This window comes from Marininema halotolerans, assembly GCF_900116235.1.
Lineage (GTDB): Bacteria > Bacillota > Bacilli > Thermoactinomycetales > DSM-45169 > Marininema > Marininema halotolerans.
In genome coordinates this window covers 58,869-85,609 of record NZ_FPAA01000008.1, presented here as the reverse complement: position 1 = coordinate 85,609, position 26,741 = coordinate 58,869, and the positions used below count along the sequence as shown (strand labels likewise).

Below are 26,741 nucleotides of genomic sequence, written 5' to 3'. Positions count from 1 at the left end.
CTTTCGCTGGTTGATAAAATAGGAAAAGACGAACGAAAAAAATTCATATTTACCTTCCACTAGGGGTGCACTTGATTGTGCTGAGAGAGGTGAACACCTTAACCCTTTGAACTTGAACTGGTTGATACCAGCGTAAGAAAGTGGGGAGTGGTACGTGGACCCATTTGTGAGTAAACGGACCGGCATCCCCTTGGATGCCGGTTTTTTGATGCCGCCACCACAGCTTCATTTGATTGTTTCACCAAAGATGGAGAGTGTGGAATGGATTTCTGTTGTAAAAGCAGCTCTTCCATGGCTGACGATTGTTCATCTCCGTTATAAAGGACAGCCGGATGAAAAGGTGCTGCAGTGGGGAAAACGGCTGTTGGCGGAAGGTGTGCCAAAGAAAAAGTTGGTGATTAATGGATCGCCGCAAGTGGCCATGACCTTGGGAGTGGGTATTCACCTGCCTGAAGATGGACCCTCACCAGAGCAGGTTCGTGGAAGGTATGGGCACCTTCCAATGGTTGGATGTTCTATTCATTCAGTAACGGCTGCTCGCAAGAAAGTACAGGCAGGGGCGGATTACCTCTACTTTGGTCATGTATTCAAAACCGATTCAAAACCAGGGAAAGCCCCCCGAGGAACAGAAACATTGCAGTGTGTTTGTGAATCGGTCAATGTTCCTGTGATTGCTATTGGGGGAATTACTGAACATAATATCGGTTTTGTTACGAGCTCGGGTTGTGCAGGTGTGGCGGTGATTTCGACGATTGCGAAGGCAAATTCACCTGATATTGTTACAAGAAGATTAAGGTATTTCTTAAATTTAAACTTGGAGAGGAGGGATCGGCAATGAATGATGAGGTGGTGATCATTGGAGGCGGTGTAATTGGTTGCGCAATTGCCTGGTATTTGACACAAAAAGGCCTTCGTGTCACGCTCCTTGAACGTGATCGCTTGGGTGCTCAAGCATCCAGTGCTGCAGCGGGGATGCTTGGCGCACAGGTGGAAATGGAACATCCTGGTCCTATGGTGGATCTTTGTTTGGCAAGCCGTCGATTATTTCCCCAGTTACAAGAGCAATTACGTGCTGAAACCGGACTGGATATTGAGTGGAATCAGGCAGGATTGCTCCGAGTAGCCAGATCGGAAAGGGAGAGCCAACAACTCCGTGAACGTGAGCGGTGGCAACGTGGTTTAGGTGAAAGAGCAGAGTGGTTAACTGTAGCTGAAGTAAAAGAGGTTGAACCTTTTTTATCAAGTAAGGTGATGGGTGGCCTTTATTTACCAGATGATGGCCAGGTTTCTGCTCCGCGTTTGGTTCAGGCATTTGCCAAAGCGGCACAGTTGGGCGGAGCACAATTGATCGAAGGGGTGGATGTGCGAGGGTGTCGCCTAGAAAAAGGACGCATCACCTCCTTAGACACTTCAATGGGAATTTTCCGCCCGGGGAAAGTGGTTGTTGCAACAGGTGCCTGGAGTGGTTCCTTGCTTCAGATGATGGGAGAGTACCTACCTGTTTTCCCAGTGAAGGGGGAGTCAATCGCCCTTCGTCCATCGACTCCAATACTTCACCATACGTTATTTGGATCGGACTGTTATATGGTACCGAAAGCGGACGGTCAGATCATTGTAGGAGCGACAGAAAAACAGGAGTTGAAACCGGGGGTGACAATTGGAGCAATCCAATTACTAACGGACGCTGCCATGGGGTGGATCCCCCCCATTGAAGAAGCGGAGTGGGTACGGACATGGTATGGGTTTCGACCAGGAACCCCTGATGGCATGCCTTATCTAGGGGCTTCAGGAACAACAAGCAATCTATTTATCGCAGGGGGTCACTTCCGAAATGGGATTCTTCTCTCTGCGATTACAGGGAAATTGATGGCTGATCTAATCGTTGGAGAGCAAACCCCTCTGTTAGAACCCTTTTCCCCGAATCGTATTATGGTTGGGGTATGAGAGGAGAGAAGGAAGATGGACATTCGTTTAAATGGAAAAAATCATGCCTTACCTAAACAAGTGCAAACGGTAGGAGAATTACTAGAGACCTTAAATGTACAGGCGCAACTGGTGATGGTAGAGAAGAATGGTACGGTTCTTCAGCGGGAGGAACATGCCCATACGCTTTTGACAGAGGGAGATCAACTAGAGGTTGTTCAATTTGTAGGAGGAGGGTAATCATGCTAAATATTGGCCCTTATCGATTTCAATCTCGGTTATTGCTTGGGACGGGGAAGTATCCATCCCTTGATATTCAATCGCGAGCGGTTCAAGAATCGGGTACGGAGGTGCTAACCTTTGCACTCCAACGATTGGACTTGGATCAGCCAACAGAGGAATCTTTCCTTAATCGTCTTGATTTAAAACGATACCGGTTATTACCCAATACGGCGGGAGCTCGATCCGCGGATGAGGCAGTACGATTGGCTCGTCTTGCTCGTGCTTCTGGATTATGCGATATGGTAAAGGTCGAGGTCATTGGAGATGAAAAGAGGTTACTACCTGATCCAATAGCTACATTGGAAGCCACACGGCGACTCGTAGAGGAGGAATTCATCGTTCTTCCGTATACCGGAGATGACCCAGTATTAGCTCAACGATTACAAGAAGTTGGCGCCCATGCAATTATGCCAGGTGCTTCCCCGATCGGTTCCGGTCAAGGAATTATCAATTCTCTCTATCTTTCCTTCATTATTCAAGATGCATCAGTCCCCGTAATTGTGGATGCAGGCATTGGCGCACCTTCTGATGCCGCTTTGGCCATGGAGCTAGGGGCAGATGGCGTATTGTTAAATAGTGCGGTGGCGCATGCTGGAGATCCGGTAGCTATGGCTCGTGGAATGCGATTGGCAGTTGAAGCAGGACGATTAGCTCATTTAGCGGGCCGGATTGCAAAGAAAGAGACGGCCATGGCCAGTAGCCCTACAGAAGGATTCGTCAATCAGTAAACAAAAAATCGCTTCTGGCTAAAAGCCAAAAGCGATTTTTTGCTTACCCTTTAAAATTGGATGTGACTAGGTGAGGGCGTCGTCGCTGTGGACGATTGCCTGAAGTCGGTTGTTGCTGAGTGGAAGCTACGGTCTGATATCGGGAGATATTCATGAGGATTCCTGCTGCCATCATACATATCACCAACGAAGTTCCCCCGTAGCTGATGAAGGGGAGTGGAATACCTGTTGGTGGTAACATGGCGGTAACAACCCCTAGATTCAATAGTGTTTGGGTGGCAAACATGGTAATGATACCGATTCCTAATAAATGACCAAATAGATCAGGCGCCCGTACTGCAATGCGAATGCCTCGTAAAATAAAAGCAACATATAGGGTAACGAGTAACAGTCCGCCCAAAAATCCAAGTTCCTCTGCGATGATGGAGAAGATAAAATCAGTCTGGGCCATGGGCAGATAGGCTAATTTTTGAATGCTATTCCCTAAACCCTTACCGAACAATCCACCTGGTCCGATGGCAAAGAGGGATTGAATAATTTGATGACCATCGGATGAGGGGTTTTTCCAGGGATCATAAACCGCTGCCCATCTTTTGATGCGATAGGGTTGTAATAGCATGATATAGATAAGGAAGGGGATCCCTGTACTCGCAAGAAGAAGCAAATGTTTAACGCGTGCGCCTGCAACAAAAATAATGGTCATACATGAGATTAGCAGGATAACAATCGAGCTAAAATGGGGTTCAAATACAATTAACGCAGAAATGAAACTGAGTACAATAATAGGGGGAAGAAGACCACGCGAGAAGTGATCAAGTTGATTTTGTTTTTTGGTCATAATGGCGGCAGTATATATAACGGCTGCAATCTTAGCTATTTCCGACGGCTGAAAACCCACAGGGCCCAGCTGCAACCATCGTCTTGCTCCATTCAGACTTATGCTAAGAGCTGGAATATAAACCAATAGAAGCAGAAATACACTGATTGCTAGGATAAGCCCTACTTTCTTTTGATAGATCGTGTAGGGAATGTTTGACATGATAAAAAACATGACCAAAGCAACAAAACTCCATGATAGTTGTTTTTTGAAGAAGAAATAACTATCATGATGTCTGGTCAGGCCTTCATAATAACTTGAGCTAAACACCATCACTAGCCCAAATCCTGTTAATAAAAATATAATAAACATCATCCAGAAATCCGGTTTACCACGCACATTACTTATCTCCTTCATCGTAAAATTAAATGGAATTACTCATTTTAACCCCTCTTTTATCCGCGAGAACGAATGCGGTATACTTGTTTGGTAGACATGTTACACTAGAAATGAGTCTGCAGGAAACGGGTGTTATTCCATGAAAATTGGCCGTATGATTCGGCAAATTGATTTTCTTATGATTATGCTAATTGGGATGCTGGCTATTGTTAGCATGGTTGCCATTTCAGGAGCAACTTACTCTACGAATCCTACTTATTTTGAAAAACAAATCTCCTGGTACATAACAGGTATTCTACTTATGTTTGCCACTCTCCTTTTTGACTATCGTGTGTTGGCTCAAGGTCGATTTGTTTACGTGCTTTATGGTGTGGGTCTTCTCTTCTTACTATTGGTCATGATTCCTGGAATCGGTGTGACAGTAAAAGGAGCCCAACAATGGATTCGTATCGGAGGCTTTCAGTTTCAACCTTCCGAGTTTATGAAGATCATTATGATTATCCTGATTGCTAAATTTCTAGCAGAAGTGAGATCCACACCGGTGTATGCCCGTACCCTGTGGAAAGTGTTTTTGCTCTTTGCCGTTCCTTTTTTCATCATCTTAAAACAGCCCGATCTTGGTACAGCCCTGGTCCTGATTGGAATCCTTTGCAGTATTCTAGTAGCAGGGGGTCTCTACTGGCGTACAGTGGTAACCGTTGGGACGGTTGGGGTGGTGCTGATGGCAGCGGTGTTCACTCTTTATTTAACCGATAGCCCCCTACTGCATGTGATTTTAGAGGATCATCAGATTAAACGGATCAGCACCTTTGTCAATCCTGCCTCGGATCCGAGTGGGGCCGGTTATCAATTGACACAATCGATGATCGCCGTTGGCTCTGGTGAATTGATGGGGAAAGGGTTTCATCATGGTACCCAGGCCCAAGGTAGGTGGATTCCCGAACCCCATAATGATTTCATTTTTGCTGTATTTGCTGAGGAATGGGGCTTTGTAGGGGGAGCCGTTCTTCTTTGCTTATTTATTTTCTTGATTTATCGCATGATGAGAATTGCGATTCACTGCGATGACCGTTTTGGTACGTTAATTGTGACAGGTGTTGTGGGGATGGTTGTCTTTCAAGTCTTTCAAAATATAGGAATGACTATTGGGATGCTACCCGTTACAGGGTTGCCACTACCTTATATCAGTTATGGAGGGAGCTCTCTTCTAACGCAATTGATAGCGGCAGGTCTTGTACTCAATGTTTCGATGCGGCGAAACACCGACCTATACTTTGCAGATTGATGATGAAAGGGGTTCAATAATGAAAGTGACGAGTGTGTTGTTAAATATCCAGGAGGCTGACTTTGACCTCTATCAAGAGGAACTTGTAAACTTAGGGTGGTCAAAGATCAATAACCAACGGGTCTTTCGAAAAACCTTTGATGAAACCGAAGTAGAGGTAAGAGAACACCTTCCTACATTTAGTGCAGACTTATACCTTTCAGTTTCAGCTCGTAACCATGATGGGATTAAACAGTCAACTATTGAGCGGATTTTTCACGAACTACGTAAGGCAGATAAAACACCAGATGAATGAAGCAAAAAAGAGGGCTTGCCACTTGGCAAGCCCTCTTTTTTGCTGGATCAGGTGTTGGTTTTGCGGAGCTTTCTGGCAAAGCTTAATTTGAGTAAGGGTGGAGTGACTAAGGTTGTTAATAGAATGATCAGGACCATAACCGTAAATAACTGTCCATCAATCAATTTACGACTGAGTCCCAATGAGGCGACGATGAGTCCGACTTCACCACGAGCCACCATGCCTGAACCAATAGCCAATGAGCTACTCCATGGAAGCCCGGATATACGGGCTCCTAATCCACCCCCGACAATTTTCGATGCAATGGCAATGAGGAGTAAGACGACAAGGAGTCCGATTGCTTCGGGTTTTAAGTACCGAACATCGGTTGAAACCCCAATGCTGACGAAAAAGATGGGGACAAAGAAGGATGAGGAAACCACCTCTACTTTTTCATAAAGTTCTTGCCTGTGCCGGGTGCTACTGAGAATCAACCCAGCAAAGTAAGCACCCACAATGCCCGCAAGTCCAAAGATCTCGGCGAAATAAGCATAACTAAGGGCAGTGATGATTCCAAAGGTGATGACGACTTCCGAGGTCATCAGAGGGGATGCCCACCGAAAGATGCGGGGAAGGATCTTTCTCCCGATGGTAATGGCAACGAAAAAGAAAAGAATAATTTTAATGAGAAGAATGCCAATGTCAGTAAAATCTCCACCACCCTTCCCTGATGTCAAGGCAATCACGATGGATAAAAGGATGAGGCCCAATACATCGTCTAATACAGCTGCGCCTAATATCGTGACGCCTTCTTTGCTCTGCAGTTGACCCAGCTCTCGTAACGTTTGAACCGTGATACTGACACTGGTCGCTACCAAGAGTGTGCCGATATAGATGGAAGTTGGGATACTGTAGCCAAAGAGGCTTCCACAAAGGAAACCGAGCACTAATGGGAGGAGGACTCCACCCACGGCAACCAGTGTAGAAGTGGAGGCATTTTCTTTAAACTCATCCACATCAGTTTCAAGTCCGGCCAGAAACATAAGCAGAATCACACCAATTTCTGCTAGATGTTTGATGAAACCAGGGTGTTCTGGATTGATTTCAATCCAACCGAGTATAGCAGGTCCGAGGATTACCCCAACAAGGAGTTCACCAAAAACCGAGGGTTGGCCCATCTTTCTACTTAAATGACCTGCTAACTTTACAGCGAGCAACATCATGACAATTTCCAATAAGAAATAATAATCCTTCATCGTTTGCATATCAAAGAAATTAGCAAATAAATCCATAACATTCTCCTTATGTAGAGGTTTCATTCCTAAGTGTTTCGTCATAAAAAGAAGGGAAGCAATTCATGGATGAGGAATGTTACTGGTGTTACACCCTCATCAAGATATGTTCTGATAAGGCCTATATCAAATCCTTCCCGAATTGTTCAGGCTCCAATCAGAATGAGATACCGAAATAGGAGGATGAAAATGGGTAAATCCAATGTCGGACTTTGGGTTGTGCTGATTTTAGCCGTGGTCCTTATTGCTGGACTCGTGTTGCAATTTGTGACGCCTTCTTGAATACAATCAAAAGATTGATAAGAAGGGATCTTCACCATGGTATAATGACTCTAAGGATACCATACTACCCATTAGGATATCCTTGGAGTCAAATCCAATCAAGGATTCTCTCCATTTTTTTAGATTGGCTCTTACTAAGGATGACGGTATCCAGGTAGACCCATATAATGAATGTAAGAGCAAGAAAAAAGGAGAAGTGAAGACTGATGATCAACCTGTTGATGCTGATTCTCGTCCTGGCAGCCTTTGGACTTACCATCTGGGCTCAATTCAGGGTGAAAGGTAGCTTCAAACGATGGTCCAATGTGCAAGCCAAATCGGGCATGACTGGGCAAGAAGTTGCGCGGAGTATTTTGGATCAGAATGGGTTGCGTGATGTGGCAGTTCATCCTGTTCGTGGACAATTAACTGATCATTACGATCCGGTTTCCCGGACGGTTAATTTATCAGAACCTGTATTTTACAGTAATTCGATTGCTGCTGTATCGGTAGCGGCTCACGAGTGTGGTCATGCCATTCAGCATAAAAATGCTTATGGTGCTTTGGTTTTGCGTCATCGTATGGTCCCGATTGCAAATTTTGCGTCAGGAATCGCACCATTCTTGTTAATGGGAGGTCTTCTCCTCCAAGCCATGGGTTTATTTGGTCTAGGTGTGATTTTATATGCGGCGGTTGTGGCTTTTCAATTGGTCACCTTACCCGTGGAGTTTAATGCCAGTTCCCGGGCAAAAGAAATTATTGTCCATCAAGGGATGGTCAGTAGCCAAGAGGAGCGGGGAGTTAGCAAAGTGCTTAATGCAGCTGCGCTTACGTATGTCGCATCCGCATTGTATGCGCTTCTGGAATTAATCCGTTTTGCCCTCCTCTTCTTCATGTCTGATGAGGATTAAGCAATGGAATAGGCAATAAATGAAAGCTGGGACGCTTATGCGACCCAGCTTTTTTTGCACATAATTTCAACGGAGAGATAAATACTAAGGCTGATCTTGCTTCAGAAAAGGAGGGAACACAATGCGATTTCGTAACCAATGGTTTGTCTTGACAATTGCTGTACCCCTTGTCTTTACTACTGTAGGATGTTCAATCAGCCAAAAGCCCCAATCGATGCAAAAGCCGAATACGCAACAGGTACGATACAATGAAAGTATGAGGAACACGAATCCAAGCAATACAACAAAACCGCCGGTTGGGCAAAAAATGCGTACTGCTGATGATGTATCGGATGCCTTAGTAAAAATGAATGAAATTGATGCTGCAACAACCGTCGTCATCAGAGATACTGCGTATATTGGAGTAGCATTTGCCAACAATTATCAAGGTGGCATGACCAGCAAATTAAAGAATAAAGTTGCCAAAAAAGCGCGGGAGATTGATTCAAGCTTAAAACGTGTCTACGTTTCAGCAAACCCAGGCTTTGTCGATGCTTTGGAAAATTACGCTAGATCTGTACGTGAAGGAAAACCCATTTCGGGATTGGTTAATGGATTTATGGATCTGGTAGGACGTACATTCCCGTCCTCACAGTAACAAGCAAGTCAAAAGACCTCCACTGGAGGTCTTCATTTTTTCCAATATCAACGGGTAGAATATCATTGAAAGCATTCTCTCTCAATGTAGCGATATGGTACAATAAGGGGTGTTGATTCCTATATTTTGAATGAGCTCATCCGTAAGAAACGATGCTCGAAATCAAAGATGAGCAAAAGATTGCTGATTTCAAATAATTTATGAGAATTCAGGAGGCGTGTGCAGATGGAGCGTTTGACACCACGAGATATCTTTAATAAAGATTTCAAAACGACGCGGAAAGGATATAACGTGGATGAAGTGAACGAGTTTCTCGATGTCGTTATTAAAAACTTCGAGGACTTGCTCGAAGAAAACCTCCAGCTGAAGGAAGAACTAAAGAAAGAGCGAAAAACAAAAATAAAACAAGGTCCAGGTAATCAACTGAATCAACCAATGAATCAGATTTCGGCAACGCAACCATCCATGTCACCACAAGCATCGGTGGATAGTGACCGGAAGGTAGAAGATTTGATGCGTCGTTTAGATCGACTCGAGGAATACATAAGAAGACGCGGGTGAGAGTTTGTTGTTCTCTCTTAATTATTAGAAAATGATGATGATACATTTTATCATCATGGGAAGCATTATCTCAAAAAGGAGGGTGAAACCCCAGGCCTTTTATACTGTTTGGAAAGCTAACGAGTAGGTTAGGCCGCAACTGGATCGTACAATGTACATTCGGAGGGGGTACCATGAGAGAGTTGCTTCTGAAGGTGGAAAAGTTAGTAGCGGATTGGGAGAAAGAGCGTGATGAGAAGGGCGCACGAGTGGGTTGCGCTCTATTTTGTGTCCCCTTGGGAGAAGGGGGCAATATTGATGGAGATAAACTTTTTATCCCAGCATCTAATAATAAATTATGGACGTCTGCCGTTGCCTTAGATCAGTTGGGTAGTCAATATCGTTGGGAGACACAGGTGCATATCACTCCAGATCAGCTAATGATCCAAGGAGGAGGAGACCCCGGCTTTTGTTTTGAGGATGCACAGAAAATCGCTCAACGGTTACGAGTGAGAGGCGTCGAACGTCTTCCTAAGAAATGGTGGATCAATAATGGTTGGTGTGATGATCATCCTTGGGGCGCGGGATGGAAGTGGGATCATCTTGCCTCTGGATACTGCCCTCGTATTGAAGGGCTGATCATGGAGGGCAATCGCATTCACTTTCAAGCGAACCCCCAAACTGAAATTCCGCAATTTTGTTCACACGGGTTCGGAAAGGTTCGTGTATCTTCCCATTGCACTTGGACGGATGGGGAATCAGAAGTCGTGGTGCAACGAGAAGATCATACCAATGATTTTTATATTTCAGGAAAGCTATCTCGCAGGGAGCCCGAAGTCACAGGAGCCGTTTGGTCGGGACCTTCTTATTTTGTGGAAGGATTTCGCCAAGCTTGTCTGAGAGAAGGAATTCAAATTTCAGAAAAGACTCAAATTTTATACGGAGACCGATTGGATGAAAAAGGGTTACGCTTGATCCATTATTCAAATCCGTTGTCCCAAATCGTTTTGCAAATTAACCGGGAGAGTAATAATCTGTCGGCTGAAATCTTATTGCGTACCCTAGGTAAGTCAAGTGAAAACTTCAGTGAAGAAAAAGGAATCCATCGCGTGTTAAGGGTTTTGCACAATTGGGGATTACAAGGTCCTACTCAATATGTGGATGGTTCTGGTTTATCCATGGATAATTTATCTTCTCCCAATGCCATTGTTGAATTATTAGCATACCAACTTCACAGCCCGATGTTTCCGCTCTTTTTAAATAGTCTTTCTCGCTATGGGAAGGTTGGGACATTGGCGGATCGAAAGACTTCCCTGCCTTCTAATTGGGACGTTGCGGCAAAGACCGGTAGTTTGGTCAATGTTAGGACATTAAGTGGATATTTCTTGCAGAACCAATCTCCCATCATGGTATTTTCCCTTTTGATTAATGGATTAAGCGAAGAAGCAAACGGGGAGGATTTACAAGATCGATTTCTTCATATGTTGGCAGGGTCAATGTAGGCTGGATCGGAAATGGTAACGGACACCCCAACAAAATTCTTCATGATAAGGAGCATCACTCAGCTGATTAATGCGAACCGGCTGACCACTATGGGGAGAATGGATAAACTGTTGACTTCCCATATATAAACCAACGTGATGAATCGCGCCATGCCCTTTTTTATGGGCGAAAAAGACAAGATCCCCTGGTTGAAGTTCTTTCTCCGTTACTTTTTTACCATGATGGGCTTGATCACTAGCATCTCGGGGAATGGTAATGCCATGGGCTTCAAAAATTCGATATACAAAGCCTGAACAATCAAACCCAAAGGAAGACATCCCACCCCATAAATAGGGAAGGCCAAGAAATTGTTTTGCTGTGGCGATACGTTGAAGAGGGGGCGAAATGGGCAAGTGAGTGGCGACTTGGACATCACCATTGGTTATCCGTTTGAGTTGACCTTCTGGACATAGCACAAGGGTATCGCTTCCTTCATGATCGATATAAGGAAGGCGCGTCATAAAAGAGAGCGTGTGTGCTTTTGTTCGATTCTGATTAAAGAGAATCGTTTGGTTGGCAACGACCCAAGTGAAGGGAGATTGTTTGTAAGCTTCATCGAAACGGGGATGGAAGGTAAGTTGATCGTGTCGGACCCAGCCGGGGTATCCCTTTGAATCCTTTTCTGTTGTCTGACGGGGGAGGCAGGCCTTAACCCAATGCTCTTTTTCCTCCAAGATCATTACTGGTTCACCATAAAGAAATTGGGATTCCAGTCTTCCATTCAGTTTTTTTCGTTGATCAAGATTAAGGGAATTAATCCAATCTGCATATCCTTCGGTACTCTTTTTTACTAGAGGTTCTTCTTCCAAACCGTGCTCAGGGGATCGCCATAAGTTGGCCACTGGAACGTTGCAATATCGTATTTCCATTGGGCTCTCCTTTCCGTTGGAAGCCAAATAATCAATTTGAGCAGATCGAATCAACAAGGTCTTAAACATCTTCGGGATGCAAAGAAGGAGCACCTCTTTTCAGGGGAGATGAGAAGGAATTCTTCCTTATAAAATGGAAATGGGTAAAGGTTAAATAATTGTTAAATTTTAACGAAGGAGGGGCCTGACCATGCGTAAAATGATGATGATTGGGTTATCTTTCCTTTTTGCAGGAAGTGCATTGTTAGCAGGATGTATGAATAATGATTCGGATGCAATTTCAAAGAATGTAAAACAGCAAAAATTACGTTTAAATCTCACTTCAGGTGAACCTACTTCCCTTGATCCGGCAAAGGCCTTCGATGGAAACTCCATGGAGGTAGTCAACAACTTATTTGAAGGGTTGATGCGCTTAGATAAAAACCATCAACCACAACCAGCGTCCGCAAAAACCATCGAGAAATCTCAGGATGGGTTAACCTACACATTTACTCTGCGTGACGATCTTCTTTGGTCCAATGGGGAGCCGGTGACGGCACAGGATTTTGAGGTGGCTTGGAAAAGGGTGATGGATCCGAACATGGCCTCCAGCGCTGCTTCACTGATGAACCCGATAAAAAATGCACAGGCTTACAATGAGGGGAAGGCGAAGGCAGAAGATGTTGGGGTAAAAGCTAAGAATGTGAATACCTTGGTTGTCACTTTGGAGCAACCCACGCCCTATTTTGAACAATTAACAGCCTATACCCCCTTTATGCCCGTTTACAGCAAGGGAATTAAAAAAGAGAAGCATCCTTTTAGTAAGGGGAAAAGCTACGTATCCAATGGCCCCTTTATGATGAAAGCATGGAAACATGATGATCGAATTATTGCAGTGAAGAATGAAAAGTATCATGATGCGAAAAACGTGTCATTGGAAGAAATCGATTGGGGGATGAATAAGGATCGAGCGACGGTGTATCAACAATATCAAGCAGGTGAAATGAATTATATCGATAGTACCTCAATTCCGCCGGACCTTTTGGGAAAGCTAATTGAAAAAGGCGATGCTACGGTATCCGATGGTGGGGGCGTGGATTTTTATCGTTTGAATGTGAAGAAGAAGCCATTTACCAATGCAAAAATCCGAAAAGCCTTCTCCCTCGCCATCGATCGCCAAACCATCGTGGATCAAGTGGTTCAAGGACGGCAACAGATTGCACTGGCTTATGTTTCGCCGGGCACCATGACCCATTCTGGAGATTTTCGAAAAGATGGGAAGGTGGCATACCTTAGTGATCATGATGGGCAACAAGCCAAGAAATTATTGAAGGAAGGGATGAAAGAAGAGGGCATTACGAAATTGCCCAAAGTAGAGATCTTATTTAGTCAGGATGAAAAGAACAGAAAAGTAGCTGAAGTGATTCAGGAAATGTGGCATAAATACCTGGGTGCCAATGTGACCCTAAAAGCCCAAGAAGCGAAGGTGTTTTTAAATAATCGAACCCGGGGCAACTATATGGTTGCTCGCTCCAGTTTCCTTCCGGATTATAATGATCCTTACAACTACCTAGAAAGCTTTCAAACGAATCACCCAATGAATCAGACGGGTTGGAGTGATAAGGAATATGATGCATTACTTCATGGGGCATACACAGCGAAGAATGAGGCGCGACGCATGGAGCTTTTGCATCGAGCGGAAGAGGTATTGATGGATCAAATGCCTGTGATTCCCTTATATTACTATAACAACATTGAAATGAAGAAATCGACTGTCCATGGGGTATTATCCCACCCCACTGGTCCCAGGGATTATCGGTTTGCCGAAATCAAAGGATGATAAAAACCCCTCCGGATGTGTCCGGAGGGGTTTTTGCATCAATCTGCCATTGTACCCTGCGCCTGTCGGAGCATACTAAGGTCAGATTGATTAGAGAGGAGGATTAAACGATGAGCAAACACAAAAAAAAGCATAAGCACAATCACGGGCAGAGGGAACATCATGATGTCCCCATGAGAACGAAGGAAGATCGTCCTTCCGATTCCTTCGACGAGGAGACAGCGAGCGAATTTGCTCCTGCTGGAGTAAGTAATCTTCAGCAAGCTCCCATCAGTAATCACGATGAATTAGCGACAAAGGATATGGGGCAGTATGAACGTTTTAACGATCGGGACGATGATGCAGAGGCGGCAGCTGAAATAGCGCCTACCCCCAATGTCTATTCACCGGATCCTGTGGATCGCGATGATAGTTCAGTGGAGGATTCGACTGAGAGTGGTGGTCAAGGGATTGGTGTTGTGGGAATTATTTTATCAGCCCTTGCATTTTTCTTGGTTCCTTTTCTCATGGGACCAGCCGGGATCGTTCTTGGTATCATCAGTGCACGTCGTGGAAGCATGTTAGGGTGGTGGGCAGTAGGGATCGGTGCTGCAGCGATTCTTTTAACTGCCTTTGTAGCTCCGCTTGCAGGTTTTTAAATGATGCCCAACAGCCACCCTGAATATGGGGTGGTTTTTATTTTAATCGAATGGAAATATTCCTTGCAGTTTAATTTTATTGGTGATATAATAAAGTTCCCTATTGAGGGATTAAATTAAATGATGCGGATGTAGTTTAATGGTAGAACTTCAGCTTCCCAAGCTGGTAACGCGGGTTCGATTCCCGTCGTCCGCTCCACAACCAAGTCATTGCACAGGTAGTGCAATGACTTTTTTAACTTTGCAGGAGGAGCCAGATGAAGGAAATACGTTTGCGATATGCTGAGGAGAAAGATTTAGATGATATGGCGATTTGGTTTGCTGACGAAGAAGTGATGTATTGGTCCTCAGGATCCCATGGAGAAACGTTATTTACACGGGAACAGTTAGCGGAACGCTTAGCAACGATGAATTCTCTGCATAGTGGACGATGGTGGATGATCGATGTAAACGAAGGGGCTAAGGGATGGAGGGCGATTGGACGGGTAACGTTTCGAAATTATGAACCCGTCGTGCATGCTGTCACCATTGGAATTACGATTGGCAATAAAGAATACTGGGGCCAAGGGTATGGTAGCAAAGCGATCCGCGCCTTTGTTGATTTACTTTTTCGTCGCTACAATCTTCATCGTATTCAATTGGACACATTTCAGGATAATATTCGAGCGATACGTGCCTATGAAAAGTGCGGATTTAAACAGGAGGGGAAATTGAGGCAATCTTTTTGGACGACGAAGGGGTACCAAGATCGTGTAATAATGGGGATTTTACGTTCCGATTGGGAAAGAAAACAAGAGTAGACAAAAACAATAAAAAAAGAGAAAATATTAGATGAATTCATTTGATTGACGAAAGACAAGGAGCGTGCATTGGAATGTTATCTTCTATCGAAAAAGAGTACCTAATCGGATATTGGAAGCGTTCTCGTAACTACTCCTCTCATGTCATTGACGCGATGCCAAACGAAAAAGGGGAATACAAGCCATCCAGTGAAATGATGAGCTTTCGTGAACAAGCTCTCCATTTGTTAGCTGCGGAATCGTGGATATTAAAAGGGATTGAGCAAGGTGAATGGGAATGGAATCCAATCTTTACGCCGGAGAATTATGTAGACATGGAAGCGGTACGGGACGTTACACGAACGACCTTTCTTTTGCATGAAGATCATTTAAAAAGGTTTGCGGGTTGGGATAAAGTGATACAGACGCCCTTTAGAGAAGAGCCCATCCCATGTGTAGAAGCATTCCGGATGATGTTAGAACATGAAGCCCATCATCGAGGGCAGATGGTTATTTACTTACGGATGAACGGGGTGACTCCCCCAACCTATTATCAAGAGTGAATGAGGGATACTATGGATCGATATCAATTTGTAAATGATCGATACGCCAAGGAAGATGATGTATTACAGTCGATTGCCCCAGGGTTACAGGACAGAGAAATGCCACAGATTTCTGTTCCGCCCGGAATCGGTAAAACACTCTATATGTTAGTGAAAATGTGTGGTGCCCACCACGCCTTAGAAGTAGGAGGACTTGGGGGCTATAGCTCGATTTGGCTAGCCAGAGCCCTTCCTGCAGAAGGCGAGCTTCTCACCCTCGAGTTGGAGCCCGATTATGCAGCATTTGCTGAAGAAAATTTAAAAAAAGCGGGCCTCTCTGATAAGGCGAGTGTTTATATCGGGGATGCTAGAAAAAGTCTCGAGGTATTGGACTCCCAGCGTAAGCAATTTGACTTCTTTTTTATTGATGCAGACAAAGAAAATTACCCATTTTATTTGGAAAAAGCGATTAAGATGAGTACACCAGGTGCAGTGATTGCTATGGATAATATGTTCTTTGGGGATGCGATCTTTGATAAAGATGACAATAACCCAAGTGTACAAGGAATTTTACGGGCCCATGATATCCTAACTCAGGATGAGCGGTTAGATGCCACCTTACTGGCTGTTGGTGATGGATTGGCTGTGGCTCGTGTAAAATAATCGACCCCTGACAATCCTTTTAGATTAATAAAAAAGAGCCCTTCTGGGGCTCTTTTTTATGGCAAAATTCGTCGCAGACGAGGATGTTTTCGTAGGCGGTTCATCTGTTTTGCAATCAGGGGATGACGTTCTTCGAATTGATGAAGTTTACGTTTGGCCCATGGCGATGTTTTTGAAAGGATTAAAAAACCCAGCATGAGAAAAATTACACCCTGGAGGATAGGCAAAAAGAGACCGAGAATACCAAGCACAATAAAGAACCAGCCAAGTACTTGGCTACCAATTATTTTGAGCCTTGTTTTGTTCATGGGGTTTCCATACATCCTTTCGAGATCGAGGCAGGTTTATTGTTTCAATGTGTCGATCCCTTATTCATGTTTGTTAGGGATTAGGAAAGCTTTATTTTCTTTCTGGGTTTAATTAATTTAACGGTACCTTTATGGAATAGGTGTCACTGGAAAAAAAGTAGGTGCATCACCATATACTTTAGCGAGGGTCTGTTTTTCCGCATAATGCATGGCGGACCAGTAACGCGCGTATACCTTATTGCGGAGGGATGCGGCATGATAGTGGCGGTCGACTGCGGAAGAAGTTATGTAAAAGTGATTACAGAGGGACATACTTTCCTCTTTCCCAGCAAGGTCAGCAGTTGGAGACAGCGAAATTATAAGCAGGAATTGGCGGGAGATATTGAGCTTGAATATCAGGGAAGAAAGTGGTTTGTTGGAAAACTGGCAGAAAGAGAAGGTGAATTTACCAGACAGGCGATGCAAGATTCTAAAGCGGTAGAAGAAACACTGATTCTAATGATGGCAGCTCTTCATCTAGCAGGTGCGCGTGGGCGGATCACCCTCGTCACGGGTCTTCCAATAGGGAACTTTACAGATGTCGAGCAAAAAGCAATCAAGCGTCTTCTAGAGGGACCTCACGTCGTCAGCTTAAATCGCGCCGAAAAGCGATTTTATGTGGAAAACGTATATACCACGATCGAAGGTGGAGGGGCATTTTTCTCAGCACCGCGTATGGGTCTAGTGCGCATCATTGATGTGGGAGCAAAAACAACCAATTATGCGACTTTCCGTGACAAGGTGTTTATTGATCGAGAGTCAGGAACGTTACCCGTTGGTTGGGAAACCGTCAAAGTTTCCAATATTAAAGAGATGGCAGATCTTATTGCCGGGACCGTTTCTAAGACGTGGTCAGAAAGAGATATTGTGATGTTGGTCGGTGGAATGGCCCGCAAATTAGAACCCTATCTTCAAGATCATTTCCGTCATGCCTTTGCATTAGAAAACCCACAAATGGCGAATGTGCGCGGCTATTTTGAGATTGGAAAGGCCATGATCCGATGAGTTACAAGAAAATGAAATGCGTTTCCTTTGATATGGAAAATTCATTGGATCGTGAGTTATATCATTTTGTGAACCGTAACCCTGAGGATTTTAGCGACATTGTAAAAAATCACCTATTTACCCTGGCTTATGGTTATCAGAAGTCAACGGGGGAAGAAGAGGAAGATCCGCAAGAAGATATACGGAATAGTGGTCTTCCCTTTGCATAAAAAGAGCAGGCAAAATGCCTGCTCTTTTTTCTATGGATCCATGGGTGTGAAAGAATTTAATTGGTGGCGTGGGTTTCTTTGATATTGAGAATACGAAAACCGCGTTGCTCCAACTCTTTTTGGATCGCTTCAACGTGGGGTGTTGGCTGAACTTTTAGCATAATGCGTCGTACAGCGGCATCACCTGCATCAAAGGTGACAAGGCTGATGATATTGACATCGAAGGTTTGTAGCGATTCAACAATATGCTCCAATTCATGGGGGGCATCAAGAACGACCGCCATCAAAAAGCGGACGCCAGGTAAATCATGACCATAAGTGGAGGCAAGAGCGGTTTCGATATCACTAATCTTGACGATTCCGAGGAAAGTAAAGCCATCTTCATCAACGACAGGAACAAACGGGTAGCGAACGATAACAGGAAGGGTTTCTTCAAAATCGTTATTGATCGTTAGAGGGTCCATCGTATGAAGAGCTTCATTGACGGTGCCATGGGTCACATCAAGGTGGGTAACCTGGTTTGATTTATTTTCTAAAAATGCCTTCATCACATAGGTATAGCCAGTAATACCAAGAAAAAGGCCGTTGGAATCAATGACAGGAATTGAGTCTAAACGATGCTCATTGAGGAGATTGAGCATGTCCTTGATGGGGGTTTCTGGTGTAACGGTGGCGATTTCATCCACAGTGGTTAGACATTGTTTTATGAACACATCACATCTCTCCAGTCCATTCAAAAAATCCTTCTATAGAAAAACATTCGACATGATGAAAAAATCTCCTCTGGTAAAAAAATTGTTTATTGACGTGTTCCAGACTCTTGGTTAGCATTGAATTAGTATTCACTTACTCTTATGAATAAGTGATTTCCCATTCTCTAACCTGACGAGTGAAGGAGTGAGGGCGTGATGGATTACAGTCGTTTTACAGATAGTAATGCTGTCAATTGGTATGAAAGCGATTACACGATGAAGCGTTATGTTCAACGATATCTTTCACCAGCCCTTAAGGAATGGGGAGAAGAGCAGCTCGTACAAATGGGGGCCTATGCTGCTGGACCGATGGATGAACGGGCTCGCCATACGGATCGTGAGGGAGCACCACAGCTCCTTCGGTATGATCGTTATGGTAATGAAATTAACGAAGTATGGTACAACGAAGGGTATCGCACAACGGTGGCAGAGGGTTTCCGTTCAGGGGTGGTGGGATGGCGATACCGTGAAGATGTACCCGAACCAATTCCCTTCTTCTTTACACAACTACTCCACATGTTAATGTCGGGGGCCGAAACCGGGTTTACTTGTCCGGTTACCTTAACGATGTCCGTTGCCTTCGTCATTGAGAAGTTTGGGAATGATGAGCAAAAGAAAAAGTTCCTTCCTCGTTTGGCTGCAATGGATCCTGAGCAATTGATGCAGGGAGCTACCTTCCTGACGGAAATCGAGGGAGGATCGGATGTAGGGGCGACACAAACAACGGCAGTGAAAGATGGCGATCGGTGGCTACTTACCGGCGAAAAATGGTTTGCAAGTAACTGTGATGGGGATGTATCAATTACACTTGCTCGCATATCCGATGCCCCTGGAACAAAGGGATTAGGTTTGTTCTTAATGCCCCGGGTACTGGATGATGGTTCGAAGAATCACATAACCATTCGGCGCCTGAAGGATAAACTGGGTGTGCGAGCAGTTGCAAGTGGAGAATTGGAACTTCATGGAGCAGAGGCGGAGTTAATCGGGGAACCGGATAAAGGGTTTAAGTATATGGCAGAAGCCCTTAATGTTTCTCGAATGTGTACGGCGACGGGCTCCTTAGCGATGTCACGCCGGGCATATCTTGAAGCGATCATTCACGCTTCTAGGCGATCCGCTTTTGGTCACTTGTTGAAGGATTTTCCAATGATTCAACAAACCCTGTTGGACATCATGACAGATATTGAAGCAGGTTGGGCATTAGCTGCTCAAATGATGCAGGGGATGGATCGTTGTCACACAGAGGGACATGAAACCCTGGAAGAGTTGACACGCCTTCGTCTACTGCTCGCTATGGCAAAATACCGTTTAAGTGAAAATAGTGTTGCTCATGCGAAACAAGCGCTAGAACTTCTTGGTGGCAATGGATATATTGAAGATTTTGTCACGCCGCGCTTATTGAGAGATGCCCAGGTGAGTACGGTATGGGAAGGCCCTTCCAATATTATGGCACTGGAAGTTCTGAAAATTCTCGCTCGAGAGGCGAAGCAGTGTGAGGGTGAGGGGATACTCTTTTCGGAAATGAAAAGGACGCTTGCGGAGGTGGACCGACCTGAGCTGGCGGATGCCTCTCAATGTATTGATAAGAAAAGAAAAGAACTTTTCTTGGATGTGCGCTATTTACTTGCTGCGGATGCGATGGTGCAAAACGCCCATGCTCGAACCTTTTTGGATCAGCTCACCCATGTTTATACAGGCATCCGTTTATTAAAAGAGGCCCAGATGGATCTAGAGGAATCTGGGGATGATCGTCTAGCTCGCATTGCTGAGTATTATGTGGATCGTACCTTCCGTCCAGAGGTTCATAGCATCCGGAGTGAAACGATCCCAGCGATGGATCTATTTGAACAAGTGGTTTTGCGTCATTCGAAACCAAGTCAATCTATTGGTTCTTAAATTATTAAAAAACTAGATGTGGAGTGAGAGAAATGAGTGCAAAAACAATTATCGTAACAGGCGGTTCAAATGGCATGGGGAAAGCGATGGCGACTCGATTTTGTGCAGATGGAGCGAATGTTGTGATCACAGGTCGTGACCCGGAAAAATTAGAAGCAGCAAAAGCAGACATGGCTTCTCTTGCTGGTCAAGTACTTACAGTTCCAATGGATGTTCGTAAGCCGGATCAAGTGGATGAAACCGTCGTGAAAGCGAAGGAAGCCTTTGGAACAATTGATGGGCTTGTAAATAATGCTGCCGGGAACTTTATTGTTCAAGCGGAGGAGTTATCTCTTAATGGGTGGAATTCTGTGATTGATATTGTACTCAATGGGACCTGGCATTGCACCCAACGAGTGGCAAAGGAATGGATTGATGAGAAGAAATCAGGCTCTATTGTGAACATTGTAGCTACCTATGCATGGACAGGTGCTGCAGGAGTTGTCCATTCAGCGAGTGCAAAAGCAGGTGTGTTGGCAATGTCCCGTACGCTAGCAGTGGAGTGGGGACGTAAATACGGTATTCGTATCAACTGCATCGCTCCAGGTGCTGTAGAAAATACAGGTGGAGTGGATAAACTGATCTTAAATGAGGAAATGCATAAACTTGCCCTCGCTTCCATCCCTGCAGGTCGCTTTGGAAAATTGGAAGAGATCGCTGGCGTTGCTGCCTTCCTGATGTCCGATGATGCCCAATATGTTAATGGTGATTGCATTACCATGGATGGTGGTATGTGGTTAAACGGTGCTCGTTTCATTTAAGTTAAGTTGAGTGGAACTAGTAGGCCGACTCGTCCCAGAGTCGGTCTTTTCTTTATGACTCGGGGTGGTATAATGAATGGATTCAAACCGGGGAGTAGAAATTATGGCAGAGAGAAGGGGTCGTCGATCCTGTACTTGTAGTGATAACCTGCCTGTAGATAGGAATAATTTTATAGAAATCATGAAGTAGGGGAGAAAAGGAGTCGTTGTAAGCGTGGTTGTTTGGATGATGATATGGATCAGTCTATGGGGAACCACTCATTCGGAAGGTGTGGTTCACCATGTAGACTTGATGAATGCAGCGTCAAGCATTGAAGTACCCCTGCAGGAGAACGATTCGTTGACAGAGGAATGGTTACGGACAAAGGATTATTTGGTTGTTGATCCGACAACAGGCAAGGTCCAGGGTGTTTGGATACAATCGTTCCCTCAACACGGAATTCCTAAGGGGAAATGGCATTTTATCTATCCATCCTATAAAAGGGTTCCAGGACGAACAATGAAAGAAGGCCCCCTTCAGCCTAAAATTAGGGTGAATTCCCAAGATGGAATGGCTTTTCTCCCAATGAGAAAGCCTGGTCAACGCAACGTACGTATCCATTGGACGGGAGTTTCTGGAGAAAAAGGGGTTACGGAAATAACGGTGAAGATCCCAAAGATCACCATACAAGTGGATCGGCAAGAAGATCGTGAAACAAAGATGAGTGCTCGTTTGGTCGGTAAGGATGTAAGGGGAAGCTTTATGATTGCAGTTGCAAAGATGAATGGCAAAATTATAAAAAGTGGTCCGGGGAAAAGTCAGATCTCGTCCCCTTTAAGCTCTGGTCAATATTTATTAAGGACGGTCTTTCATGGAGAAGTAGGCGGGACACCCATTGCAATATACGATACGAAACGGCTTCTTATTCAGGACCATCGTACGAAGATCTACCCCATTAACACCGCTTATGATAATGAATATATCACGGATAAACAGGCGCGTGCAGCCATGGATAAAATGAAAAAAAGTGGCTATCTTGCTGACCCGATCCACGAGTATGCATCGAAGCAGAATGTCTATCTTTGGATTCTTATCTGGACAGTTCTTATGATTCTTGCTTTCATCCGTTGGCAGTGGAAAGAAAAGAGAGGTCAATAATCTCCTGGTTGCTCGTTTTGAAATGGATTGAAGTGGAGGGAGCCGATATGACTCAACATGAAGAAAGGTTTCTCCTGCGGGATGTTACGGTTTATACAGAATACGAAGCAATCTCCGATGGATTTCTTATTGTTGAGAATGGGATGATTAAAAGGGTTGGAAGAATTGAGGAGTTAGAGAGAGAAGGAGGGATTCGTACACTCTCTTTGCCAGGTTGTTATCTTACACCCGGCATGATTGATATTCATATCCATGGTGCGGAAGGTGCCGATATCATGGATGGTACTTTAGATGCACTAACTACCATCGCCAAAGCTCTCCCTCGTGAAGGAACCACCTCCTTTTTAGCGACAACGCTGACCCAGTCAGTGGATCGAATTAGTCAGGCCATCTCCAATGTAACTTCATACCAGCAAATGCAACCAAAGAAAGGGTATGCAGAGGTGCTCGGTATTCATTTGGAGGGGCCTTTTATTGCATGGAAACGTCGTGGCGCTCAGCCCATTGATTATATTCAGTTACCTGACTTGCAACAGTTTAATCATTGGCAATCACTTGCCAAGGGGAGTATTCGTATTGTGACCCTCGCTCCGGAAATCGAGGGAGGGTTTAATCTAGTGAAATCGTTAAAGCAGCGGGGTGTTATTGTTTCGATTGGTCACTCCGATGCGACTTTTTCGGAGGTGGAGCAAGCAATAAAGCTGGGAGCTTCTCATATCACTCACCTTTATAACGGCATGCGAGGCCTTCATCATCGCGAGCCGGGTGTAGTTGGAGCAGCGCTTTTGCACAAGGAGTTGATGGTGGAGGTGATCCCGGATGGTATTCACTCACTCCCCGAGATGGTGAAACTTGCTTTACAGATGAAAACTGCCCGAGGCATAATTCTCATCACAGATGGTATGCGGGCGAAATGTTTACCTGATGGGACATATGAACTTGGGGGTCAAACGGTCAATGTAACCGACCGCTGTGCAACCTTATCCGATGGGACATTGGCAGGAAGTGTATTAACTATGGACGATGGAGCTACGAATATGCTTCGATATACCGGATGTACCCTATTGGATATTGTTCATATGACCGCAGTTAATCCAGCGAAACAACTGGGTGTTTTTCATCGGAAAGGGAGTCTTGCGTCCGGTAAAGATGCAGACTTGAATGTTTATAATGAAGAGGGAGAGCGAATTGCTACGTTTTGCAAGGGGAGTTTATCTTTTGCGAGAAATGGAGGAGCGTTTTCTTCATGGAAGTGTTAGAGGTGGCAAACTACGAAGAGATGAGCATGACAGCGACACGCATTTTGTTAAATAAGATGAATCACACACAAAAAGTGACCCTAGGGTTAGCAACAGGCGCAACGCCGCGGGGGATGTATCAAATGCTCGTGGCTTCCCATCAGGAAAAAGGGGTCTCTTTTCGAAATGTGCAAACGGTCAATCTTGATGAATATGTCGGCTTGGAAAGGCACCACCCCAGTAGCTACCATACTTATATGGCGATGCATTTTTTTCGCTGGATCGATATCGATCGCTCCCATACCCATCTTCCGAATGGGAAAGCAGAGGATCTAACACTTGAATGTTTCCGCTATGAAGATCTGATCCATCACATGGGAGGGGTTGATTTACAGGTGCTCGGATTAGGGAGGAATGGCCATATTGGATTTAATGAGCCCGGTACCTCGTTTCATGCAAGAACCCATGTGGTAGAGCTTGCCCGTTCTACCCGCCGGGCCAATGCTCGTTATTTTGCAAGGGAAGATGAGGTGCCATCGCGTGCAATTACCATGGGGATTGCGACCATATTAGAGAGTCGTGAAATTGTATTACTTGCGTCTGGGAGCGGTAAATCAGAGGCCATCACTCGTTTACTAGAAGGGAAGATCCAGCATCAATTTCCTGCAACGGCCTTGTTGGAACACCCGAAAGTGACCATGATTGTGGACCGAGAAGCACTCATACGGCAATAAAAAAGGTACCCTGATAGATGCCGAGGGTACCTTTTTTATATACCGATTAGCATTCATGCACATAAGAGGCCGGATCAATCGAGGCGATCATCGGGCTTAATTCTTCCCCATAAAAGAGGTGAAGTTCATGCATCGCGCGCGTACAAGCGGTATAGAGAAGCTTGCGTTCGCTCTTATGGTTGTACTGGGAGGCGGAAACATCATAGATGATCACGGCATCAAACTCAACGCCCTTCGCTAGATAGCAAGGGAGAATGAGAATTCCATCGTCAAAGGAGGAACTTTCGTGATGAATTAGCTGTAGCTGGATACGATCCTGTAATCTTTCATAAGCATCGTGACTTTCTTGAGCCGTTTTGCAAAGGATGGCAATGGTGCGATGCCCTCGTTGTTGGATTTCGTGAAGCCGTGTAATCAATTGTTGAATATGTTCGTCTTTGTTTCTCCATTGAACTAAATGAGGACGTTCTCCTTGACGATCAAAGGGTTGAATCGTTGGATTTTTGATGATCTGGCGAGTAAATTCAACAATGGGTCGGGTGGAACGGTAACTTTTCCCCAATGGGATTTCTTTAATCTCCTCCTGCGAGAAAAGGGTAGTAAAGGGGGTAGACAACAGGTTATCGTCATAGGAACCGCTATGGGGATGGATTTGTTGGTAGGGATCCCCGAGAACGGTCATCTTGGCACGAGGAAAAAGATGACGGATAAATGCAAATTGAAAGAGGGAGTAATCTTGGGCTTCATCGATAAAAACATGACGTAGAGAGCGATTTTCTCGAAATCCTTCCAGCTTCTCCTTTAGATATAAATAGGGAGTCGTATCCTCATAAGCGAGTTGGTTTGTTGCTAATTGAGAAGTGGTCTGTTCGCAAATCCCAGGCCAATTTGCAGGAAGATCTTCCATAAAACGATGGAGAAAAGATGGGTCTGAGAATAATTGTTGATAAAGAGCAGGGACGTCGATGAAAGATCGCTTTTTCACATCATTTCGTAAGGGTTGCAAGTGTTTTTGAATCACCCAGTTTGCCAGAAGTTCTTCCTCTCTTGCAAAATCATCAAAGGAGTCTTCCGTAAAGGCATTCTTTTGTTGTAGTTTTTGATAGGCGCGATTTAGGGTTTCATCATCAAGCAGTTGAATTTCTTCGGATACCCAGGGAAGCTTGCGATCCTTTTGGGTACGTTTTTTCATTTGAGCAAGAATCCAAATGGTTACTTTTTGAATGCGTTCCGGGATAGATAAAGCAGGATCGCAGTTTTGATAATAGTGATGGATTTCCTCATGGGAGATGAGAATACGGTCTTTAAAAATAAGGTCTTTAAAGACCATGCCTTGTGTTTCGAGTGACGTGACATAGTGATCGATGGCTTTCATAAAGGAAAGGCTCGCCTTAAACGAAATGCCGGTGAGGCGCGTTTCATAAGCAACGTCTTTGGTAGCAGTTAGTAAATATTCCAATTGTGTAAAGGCATCTTCGAGAGTGAATATGGATTCAATCCCACTTTCGAGGTATTCCTGAAAAGTGGTTTGTTGCATATTTCGTTCGCCCAATTCAGGCAATACCGTGGATACATAACTATTGAATAATGGGTTAGGGGAGAAGAGGAGAATGTTTTCTGAAGTAAGGGTATTCCGATCGCGATATAACAAATAAGCAATTCGTTGCAAGGCTGTGGAGGTTTTTCCGCTACCTGCAGGGCCTTGTACAAGAAGAATTCGACTATCCTTTGCTCGAATGAGACGATTTTGCTCCCTCTGAATCGTAGCGACAATGCTTTTCATTTCTGAATTGGCTTGTTGTCCGAGAACTTCTTGCAGGATTTGATCCCCGATGGTTAATCCAGTATCAAACATGGCTTGAATGGTGTTATGACGAATAATATATTGTCTTTTCAGCGACATATCTCCATAGATGGTTCCAGTGGGGGTATCAAATTGTACAGGTCCTGGTGGATAATCATAAAACAGACTCGCAATCGGTGTCCGCCAATCATAAACCAGGATTTCATCACCCTCTGCATCATAGAGTGAAGCGATTCCAATATAAATGGCTTCTTCATGTTGTTCACCGGTTTCCATAAAGTTCACACGACCGAACCAAGGAGATTGGTGCAGACGGGAAAGGGAGGAGAGTTGCCGACTTCCTTGTTGATGGGTACGTTCTCGTTCGGAAAGAACCTGAGATTGTTGTAGCATACTGGCCACCGTTTCAATTACCTCGGACTCATTCTCAAGGTTGATGCGAATATCTTCCCAAAAATTTTTGCGAATCGAAACAATGTCCCCTTTTAATTGAGATGTGTTTTGCAGAAGGAGATTCATTTGACGTTCAATTTCTTGAATCACTTGATTAACTCGGTGTTGCTCTTGTTGGTGGTCCTCAGGCCGTATACCCATCCTCTTCATCTCCTGTTCACATA

The 26,741-nt window shown here is 44.6% G+C and carries 28 protein-coding genes, 1 tRNA gene and 1 riboswitch; of the genes, 23 read left to right on the top strand and 6 right to left on the bottom strand.

All coding sequences use genetic code 11. The annotated features are described in order from the left end of the window. Positions 1-51: 51 nt before the first annotated feature. Positions 52-156, top strand: a riboswitch (TPP riboswitch). From CHX35_RS11435 to CHX35_RS11420, 4 genes are all read left to right on the top strand, one after another. After that, the gene (locus CHX35_RS11435) at positions 155-838 is read left to right on the top strand and encodes a thiamine phosphate synthase (RefSeq protein WP_140413607.1); all 684 of its coding nucleotides are present in this window, start codon (positions 155-157) and stop codon (positions 836-838) included. Its footprint overlaps the riboswitch before it by 2 nt. After that, positions 835-1,944: a glycine oxidase ThiO gene (gene thiO, locus CHX35_RS11430; protein ID WP_091837590.1), complete on the top strand. Its 1,110-nt coding sequence runs from the start codon at positions 835-837 to the stop codon at positions 1,942-1,944. The genes CHX35_RS11435 and thiO overlap by 4 nt, the downstream gene beginning before the upstream one ends. A 15-nt stretch (positions 1,945-1,959) precedes the next feature. After that, the gene (thiS, locus tag CHX35_RS11425) at positions 1,960-2,163 is read left to right on the top strand and encodes a sulfur carrier protein ThiS (protein WP_091837589.1); all 204 of its coding nucleotides are present in this window, start codon (positions 1,960-1,962) and stop codon (positions 2,161-2,163) included. A gap of 2 nt (positions 2,164-2,165) precedes the next feature. Continuing rightward, positions 2,166-2,933 (top strand): thiazole synthase, encoded by a 768-nt coding sequence (locus CHX35_RS11420; RefSeq protein WP_091837587.1) that lies wholly within the window; start codon positions 2,166-2,168, stop codon positions 2,931-2,933. 43 nt (positions 2,934-2,976) lie between these two features. Here CHX35_RS11420 and ftsW read toward each other — a convergent pair whose 3' ends face one another. Further along, entirely contained in the window at positions 2,977-4,149 is a 1,173-nt protein-coding gene (gene ftsW, locus CHX35_RS11415; protein WP_245838772.1) for a putative lipid II flippase FtsW, read from the bottom strand. A 139-nt stretch (positions 4,150-4,288) separates the two neighbouring features. Here ftsW and rodA point away from each other — a divergent pair, with 139 nt between their 5' ends. Continuing rightward, positions 4,289-5,434: a rod shape-determining protein RodA gene (gene rodA, locus CHX35_RS11410; RefSeq protein ID WP_091837584.1), complete on the top strand. Its 1,146-nt coding sequence runs from the start codon at positions 4,289-4,291 to the stop codon at positions 5,432-5,434. A gap of 19 nt (positions 5,435-5,453) precedes the next feature. Beyond that, complete coding sequence (locus CHX35_RS11405) at positions 5,454-5,729, top strand: hypothetical protein (protein ID WP_091837582.1); 276 nt, start codon at positions 5,454-5,456, stop codon at positions 5,727-5,729. A gap of 47 nt (positions 5,730-5,776) precedes the next feature. On the opposite strand, the gene CHX35_RS11400 is transcribed toward CHX35_RS11405, so the two are convergent. Continuing rightward, entirely contained in the window at positions 5,777-7,000 is a 1,224-nt protein-coding gene (locus tag CHX35_RS11400; RefSeq protein WP_091837581.1) for a cation:proton antiporter, read from the bottom strand. A gap of 488 nt (positions 7,001-7,488) precedes the next feature. Here CHX35_RS11400 and CHX35_RS11395 point away from each other — a divergent pair, with 488 nt between their 5' ends. The 4 genes from CHX35_RS11395 (at position 7,489) to dacB (ending at position 10,851) form a co-directional block, all read left to right on the top strand. After that, a complete protein-coding gene (locus CHX35_RS11395; RefSeq protein ID WP_091837579.1) occupies positions 7,489-8,172 on the top strand; it encodes a zinc metallopeptidase in 684 nt (227 codons plus the stop codon). Positions 8,173-8,293: 121 nt separating this feature from the next. Then, the gene (locus CHX35_RS11390; protein WP_091837578.1) at positions 8,294-8,809 is read left to right on the top strand and encodes a YhcN/YlaJ family sporulation lipoprotein; all 516 of its coding nucleotides are present in this window, start codon (positions 8,294-8,296) and stop codon (positions 8,807-8,809) included. Positions 8,810-9,034: 225 nt separating this feature from the next. Further along, the gene (locus CHX35_RS11385) at positions 9,035-9,370 is read left to right on the top strand and encodes a DivIVA domain-containing protein (protein ID WP_091837576.1); all 336 of its coding nucleotides are present in this window, start codon (positions 9,035-9,037) and stop codon (positions 9,368-9,370) included. Between the two features lie 173 nt (positions 9,371-9,543). Further along, positions 9,544-10,851, top strand: a complete 1,308-nt coding sequence (gene dacB, locus CHX35_RS11380) for a D-alanyl-D-alanine carboxypeptidase/D-alanyl-D-alanine endopeptidase (protein ID WP_091837574.1) — start codon at positions 9,544-9,546, stop codon at positions 10,849-10,851. Here the strand turns inward: dacB and CHX35_RS11375 are convergent. Further along, on the bottom strand, positions 10,843-11,760 hold the full coding sequence (locus CHX35_RS11375; RefSeq protein ID WP_176392049.1) for a C40 family peptidase: 918 nt from the start codon (positions 11,758-11,760) through the stop codon (positions 10,843-10,845). The two genes, dacB and CHX35_RS11375, sit on opposite strands and share 9 nt — an antisense overlap. A 190-nt stretch (positions 11,761-11,950) precedes the next feature. Between CHX35_RS11375 and CHX35_RS11370 the strand changes: the two genes are divergently transcribed. From CHX35_RS11370 to CHX35_RS11345, 6 genes are all read left to right on the top strand, one after another. Next, the gene (locus tag CHX35_RS11370) at positions 11,951-13,579 is read left to right on the top strand and encodes a peptide ABC transporter substrate-binding protein (RefSeq protein ID WP_091837570.1); all 1,629 of its coding nucleotides are present in this window, start codon (positions 11,951-11,953) and stop codon (positions 13,577-13,579) included. Positions 13,580-13,689: 110 nt separating this feature from the next. Beyond that, positions 13,690-14,217 carry a hypothetical protein gene (locus tag CHX35_RS11365; protein ID WP_091837569.1) on the top strand — a complete coding sequence of 176 codons (528 nt, stop codon included), beginning with the start codon at positions 13,690-13,692 and terminating at the stop codon, positions 14,215-14,217. 125 nt (positions 14,218-14,342) lie between these two features. Further along, positions 14,343-14,416, top strand: a tRNA-Gly gene (locus CHX35_RS11360). 58 nt (positions 14,417-14,474) lie between these two features. Further along, entirely contained in the window at positions 14,475-15,017 is a 543-nt protein-coding gene (locus CHX35_RS11355; RefSeq protein WP_091837567.1) for a GNAT family N-acetyltransferase, read from the top strand. 74 nt (positions 15,018-15,091) lie between these two features. Further along, complete coding sequence (locus CHX35_RS11350) at positions 15,092-15,559, top strand: DinB family protein (RefSeq protein WP_091837566.1); 468 nt, start codon at positions 15,092-15,094, stop codon at positions 15,557-15,559. A 12-nt stretch (positions 15,560-15,571) separates the two neighbouring features. Continuing rightward, positions 15,572-16,201 carry an O-methyltransferase gene (locus tag CHX35_RS11345; protein ID WP_176392048.1) on the top strand — a complete coding sequence of 210 codons (630 nt, stop codon included), beginning with the start codon at positions 15,572-15,574 and terminating at the stop codon, positions 16,199-16,201. Positions 16,202-16,257: 56 nt separating this feature from the next. On the opposite strand, the gene CHX35_RS11340 is transcribed toward CHX35_RS11345, so the two are convergent. Then, positions 16,258-16,509: a DUF454 family protein gene (locus CHX35_RS11340; RefSeq protein WP_176392047.1), complete on the bottom strand. Its 252-nt coding sequence runs from the start codon at positions 16,507-16,509 to the stop codon at positions 16,258-16,260. A gap of 255 nt (positions 16,510-16,764) precedes the next feature. Between CHX35_RS11340 and CHX35_RS11335 the strand changes: the two genes are divergently transcribed. Together CHX35_RS11335 and CHX35_RS11330 are read left to right on the top strand one after the other, a co-directional pair. Beyond that, the gene (locus CHX35_RS11335) at positions 16,765-17,553 is read left to right on the top strand and encodes a ParM/StbA family protein (RefSeq protein WP_091837560.1); all 789 of its coding nucleotides are present in this window, start codon (positions 16,765-16,767) and stop codon (positions 17,551-17,553) included. 11 nt (positions 17,554-17,564) lie between these two features. Further along, complete coding sequence (locus CHX35_RS11330) at positions 17,565-17,762, top strand: hypothetical protein (protein ID WP_140413606.1); 198 nt, start codon at positions 17,565-17,567, stop codon at positions 17,760-17,762. 56 nt (positions 17,763-17,818) lie between these two features. Here the strand turns inward: CHX35_RS11330 and CHX35_RS11325 are convergent, their stop codons facing one another. Continuing rightward, positions 17,819-18,475 carry a CBS domain-containing protein gene (locus CHX35_RS11325; RefSeq protein WP_091837556.1) on the bottom strand — a complete coding sequence of 219 codons (657 nt, stop codon included), beginning with the start codon at positions 18,473-18,475 and terminating at the stop codon, positions 17,819-17,821. A 195-nt stretch (positions 18,476-18,670) separates the two neighbouring features. Here CHX35_RS11325 and CHX35_RS11320 point away from each other — a divergent pair, with 195 nt between their 5' ends. The 5 genes from CHX35_RS11320 to nagB all read left to right on the top strand — a co-directional run bounded on the left by CHX35_RS11320 (position 18,671) and on the right by nagB (position 24,320). Further along, the gene (locus CHX35_RS11320) at positions 18,671-20,410 is read left to right on the top strand and encodes an acyl-CoA dehydrogenase family protein (RefSeq protein ID WP_091837554.1); all 1,740 of its coding nucleotides are present in this window, start codon (positions 18,671-18,673) and stop codon (positions 20,408-20,410) included. A gap of 32 nt (positions 20,411-20,442) precedes the next feature. Then, positions 20,443-21,210, top strand: coding sequence for a 2,4-dienoyl-CoA reductase (gene fadH, locus CHX35_RS11315; RefSeq protein WP_091837553.1), 768 nt, complete (start codon positions 20,443-20,445; stop codon positions 21,208-21,210). A 214-nt stretch (positions 21,211-21,424) separates the two neighbouring features. Then, positions 21,425-22,348, top strand: coding sequence for a hypothetical protein (locus CHX35_RS11310; protein ID WP_091837551.1), 924 nt, complete (start codon positions 21,425-21,427; stop codon positions 22,346-22,348). A 47-nt stretch (positions 22,349-22,395) separates the two neighbouring features. Then, positions 22,396-23,607 carry an N-acetylglucosamine-6-phosphate deacetylase gene (nagA, locus tag CHX35_RS11305; protein WP_091837549.1) on the top strand — a complete coding sequence of 404 codons (1,212 nt, stop codon included), beginning with the start codon at positions 22,396-22,398 and terminating at the stop codon, positions 23,605-23,607. Continuing rightward, positions 23,595-24,320, top strand: a complete 726-nt coding sequence (gene nagB, locus CHX35_RS11300) for a glucosamine-6-phosphate deaminase (RefSeq protein ID WP_091837547.1) — start codon at positions 23,595-23,597, stop codon at positions 24,318-24,320. Before nagA ends, nagB begins: the two co-directional genes overlap by 13 nt. A gap of 46 nt (positions 24,321-24,366) precedes the next feature. On the opposite strand, the gene helD is transcribed toward nagB, so the two are convergent. Continuing rightward, positions 24,367-26,718, bottom strand: coding sequence for an RNA polymerase recycling motor HelD (helD, locus tag CHX35_RS11295; RefSeq protein WP_091837545.1), 2,352 nt, complete (start codon positions 26,716-26,718; stop codon positions 24,367-24,369). Positions 26,719-26,741: the final 23 nt, after the last annotated feature.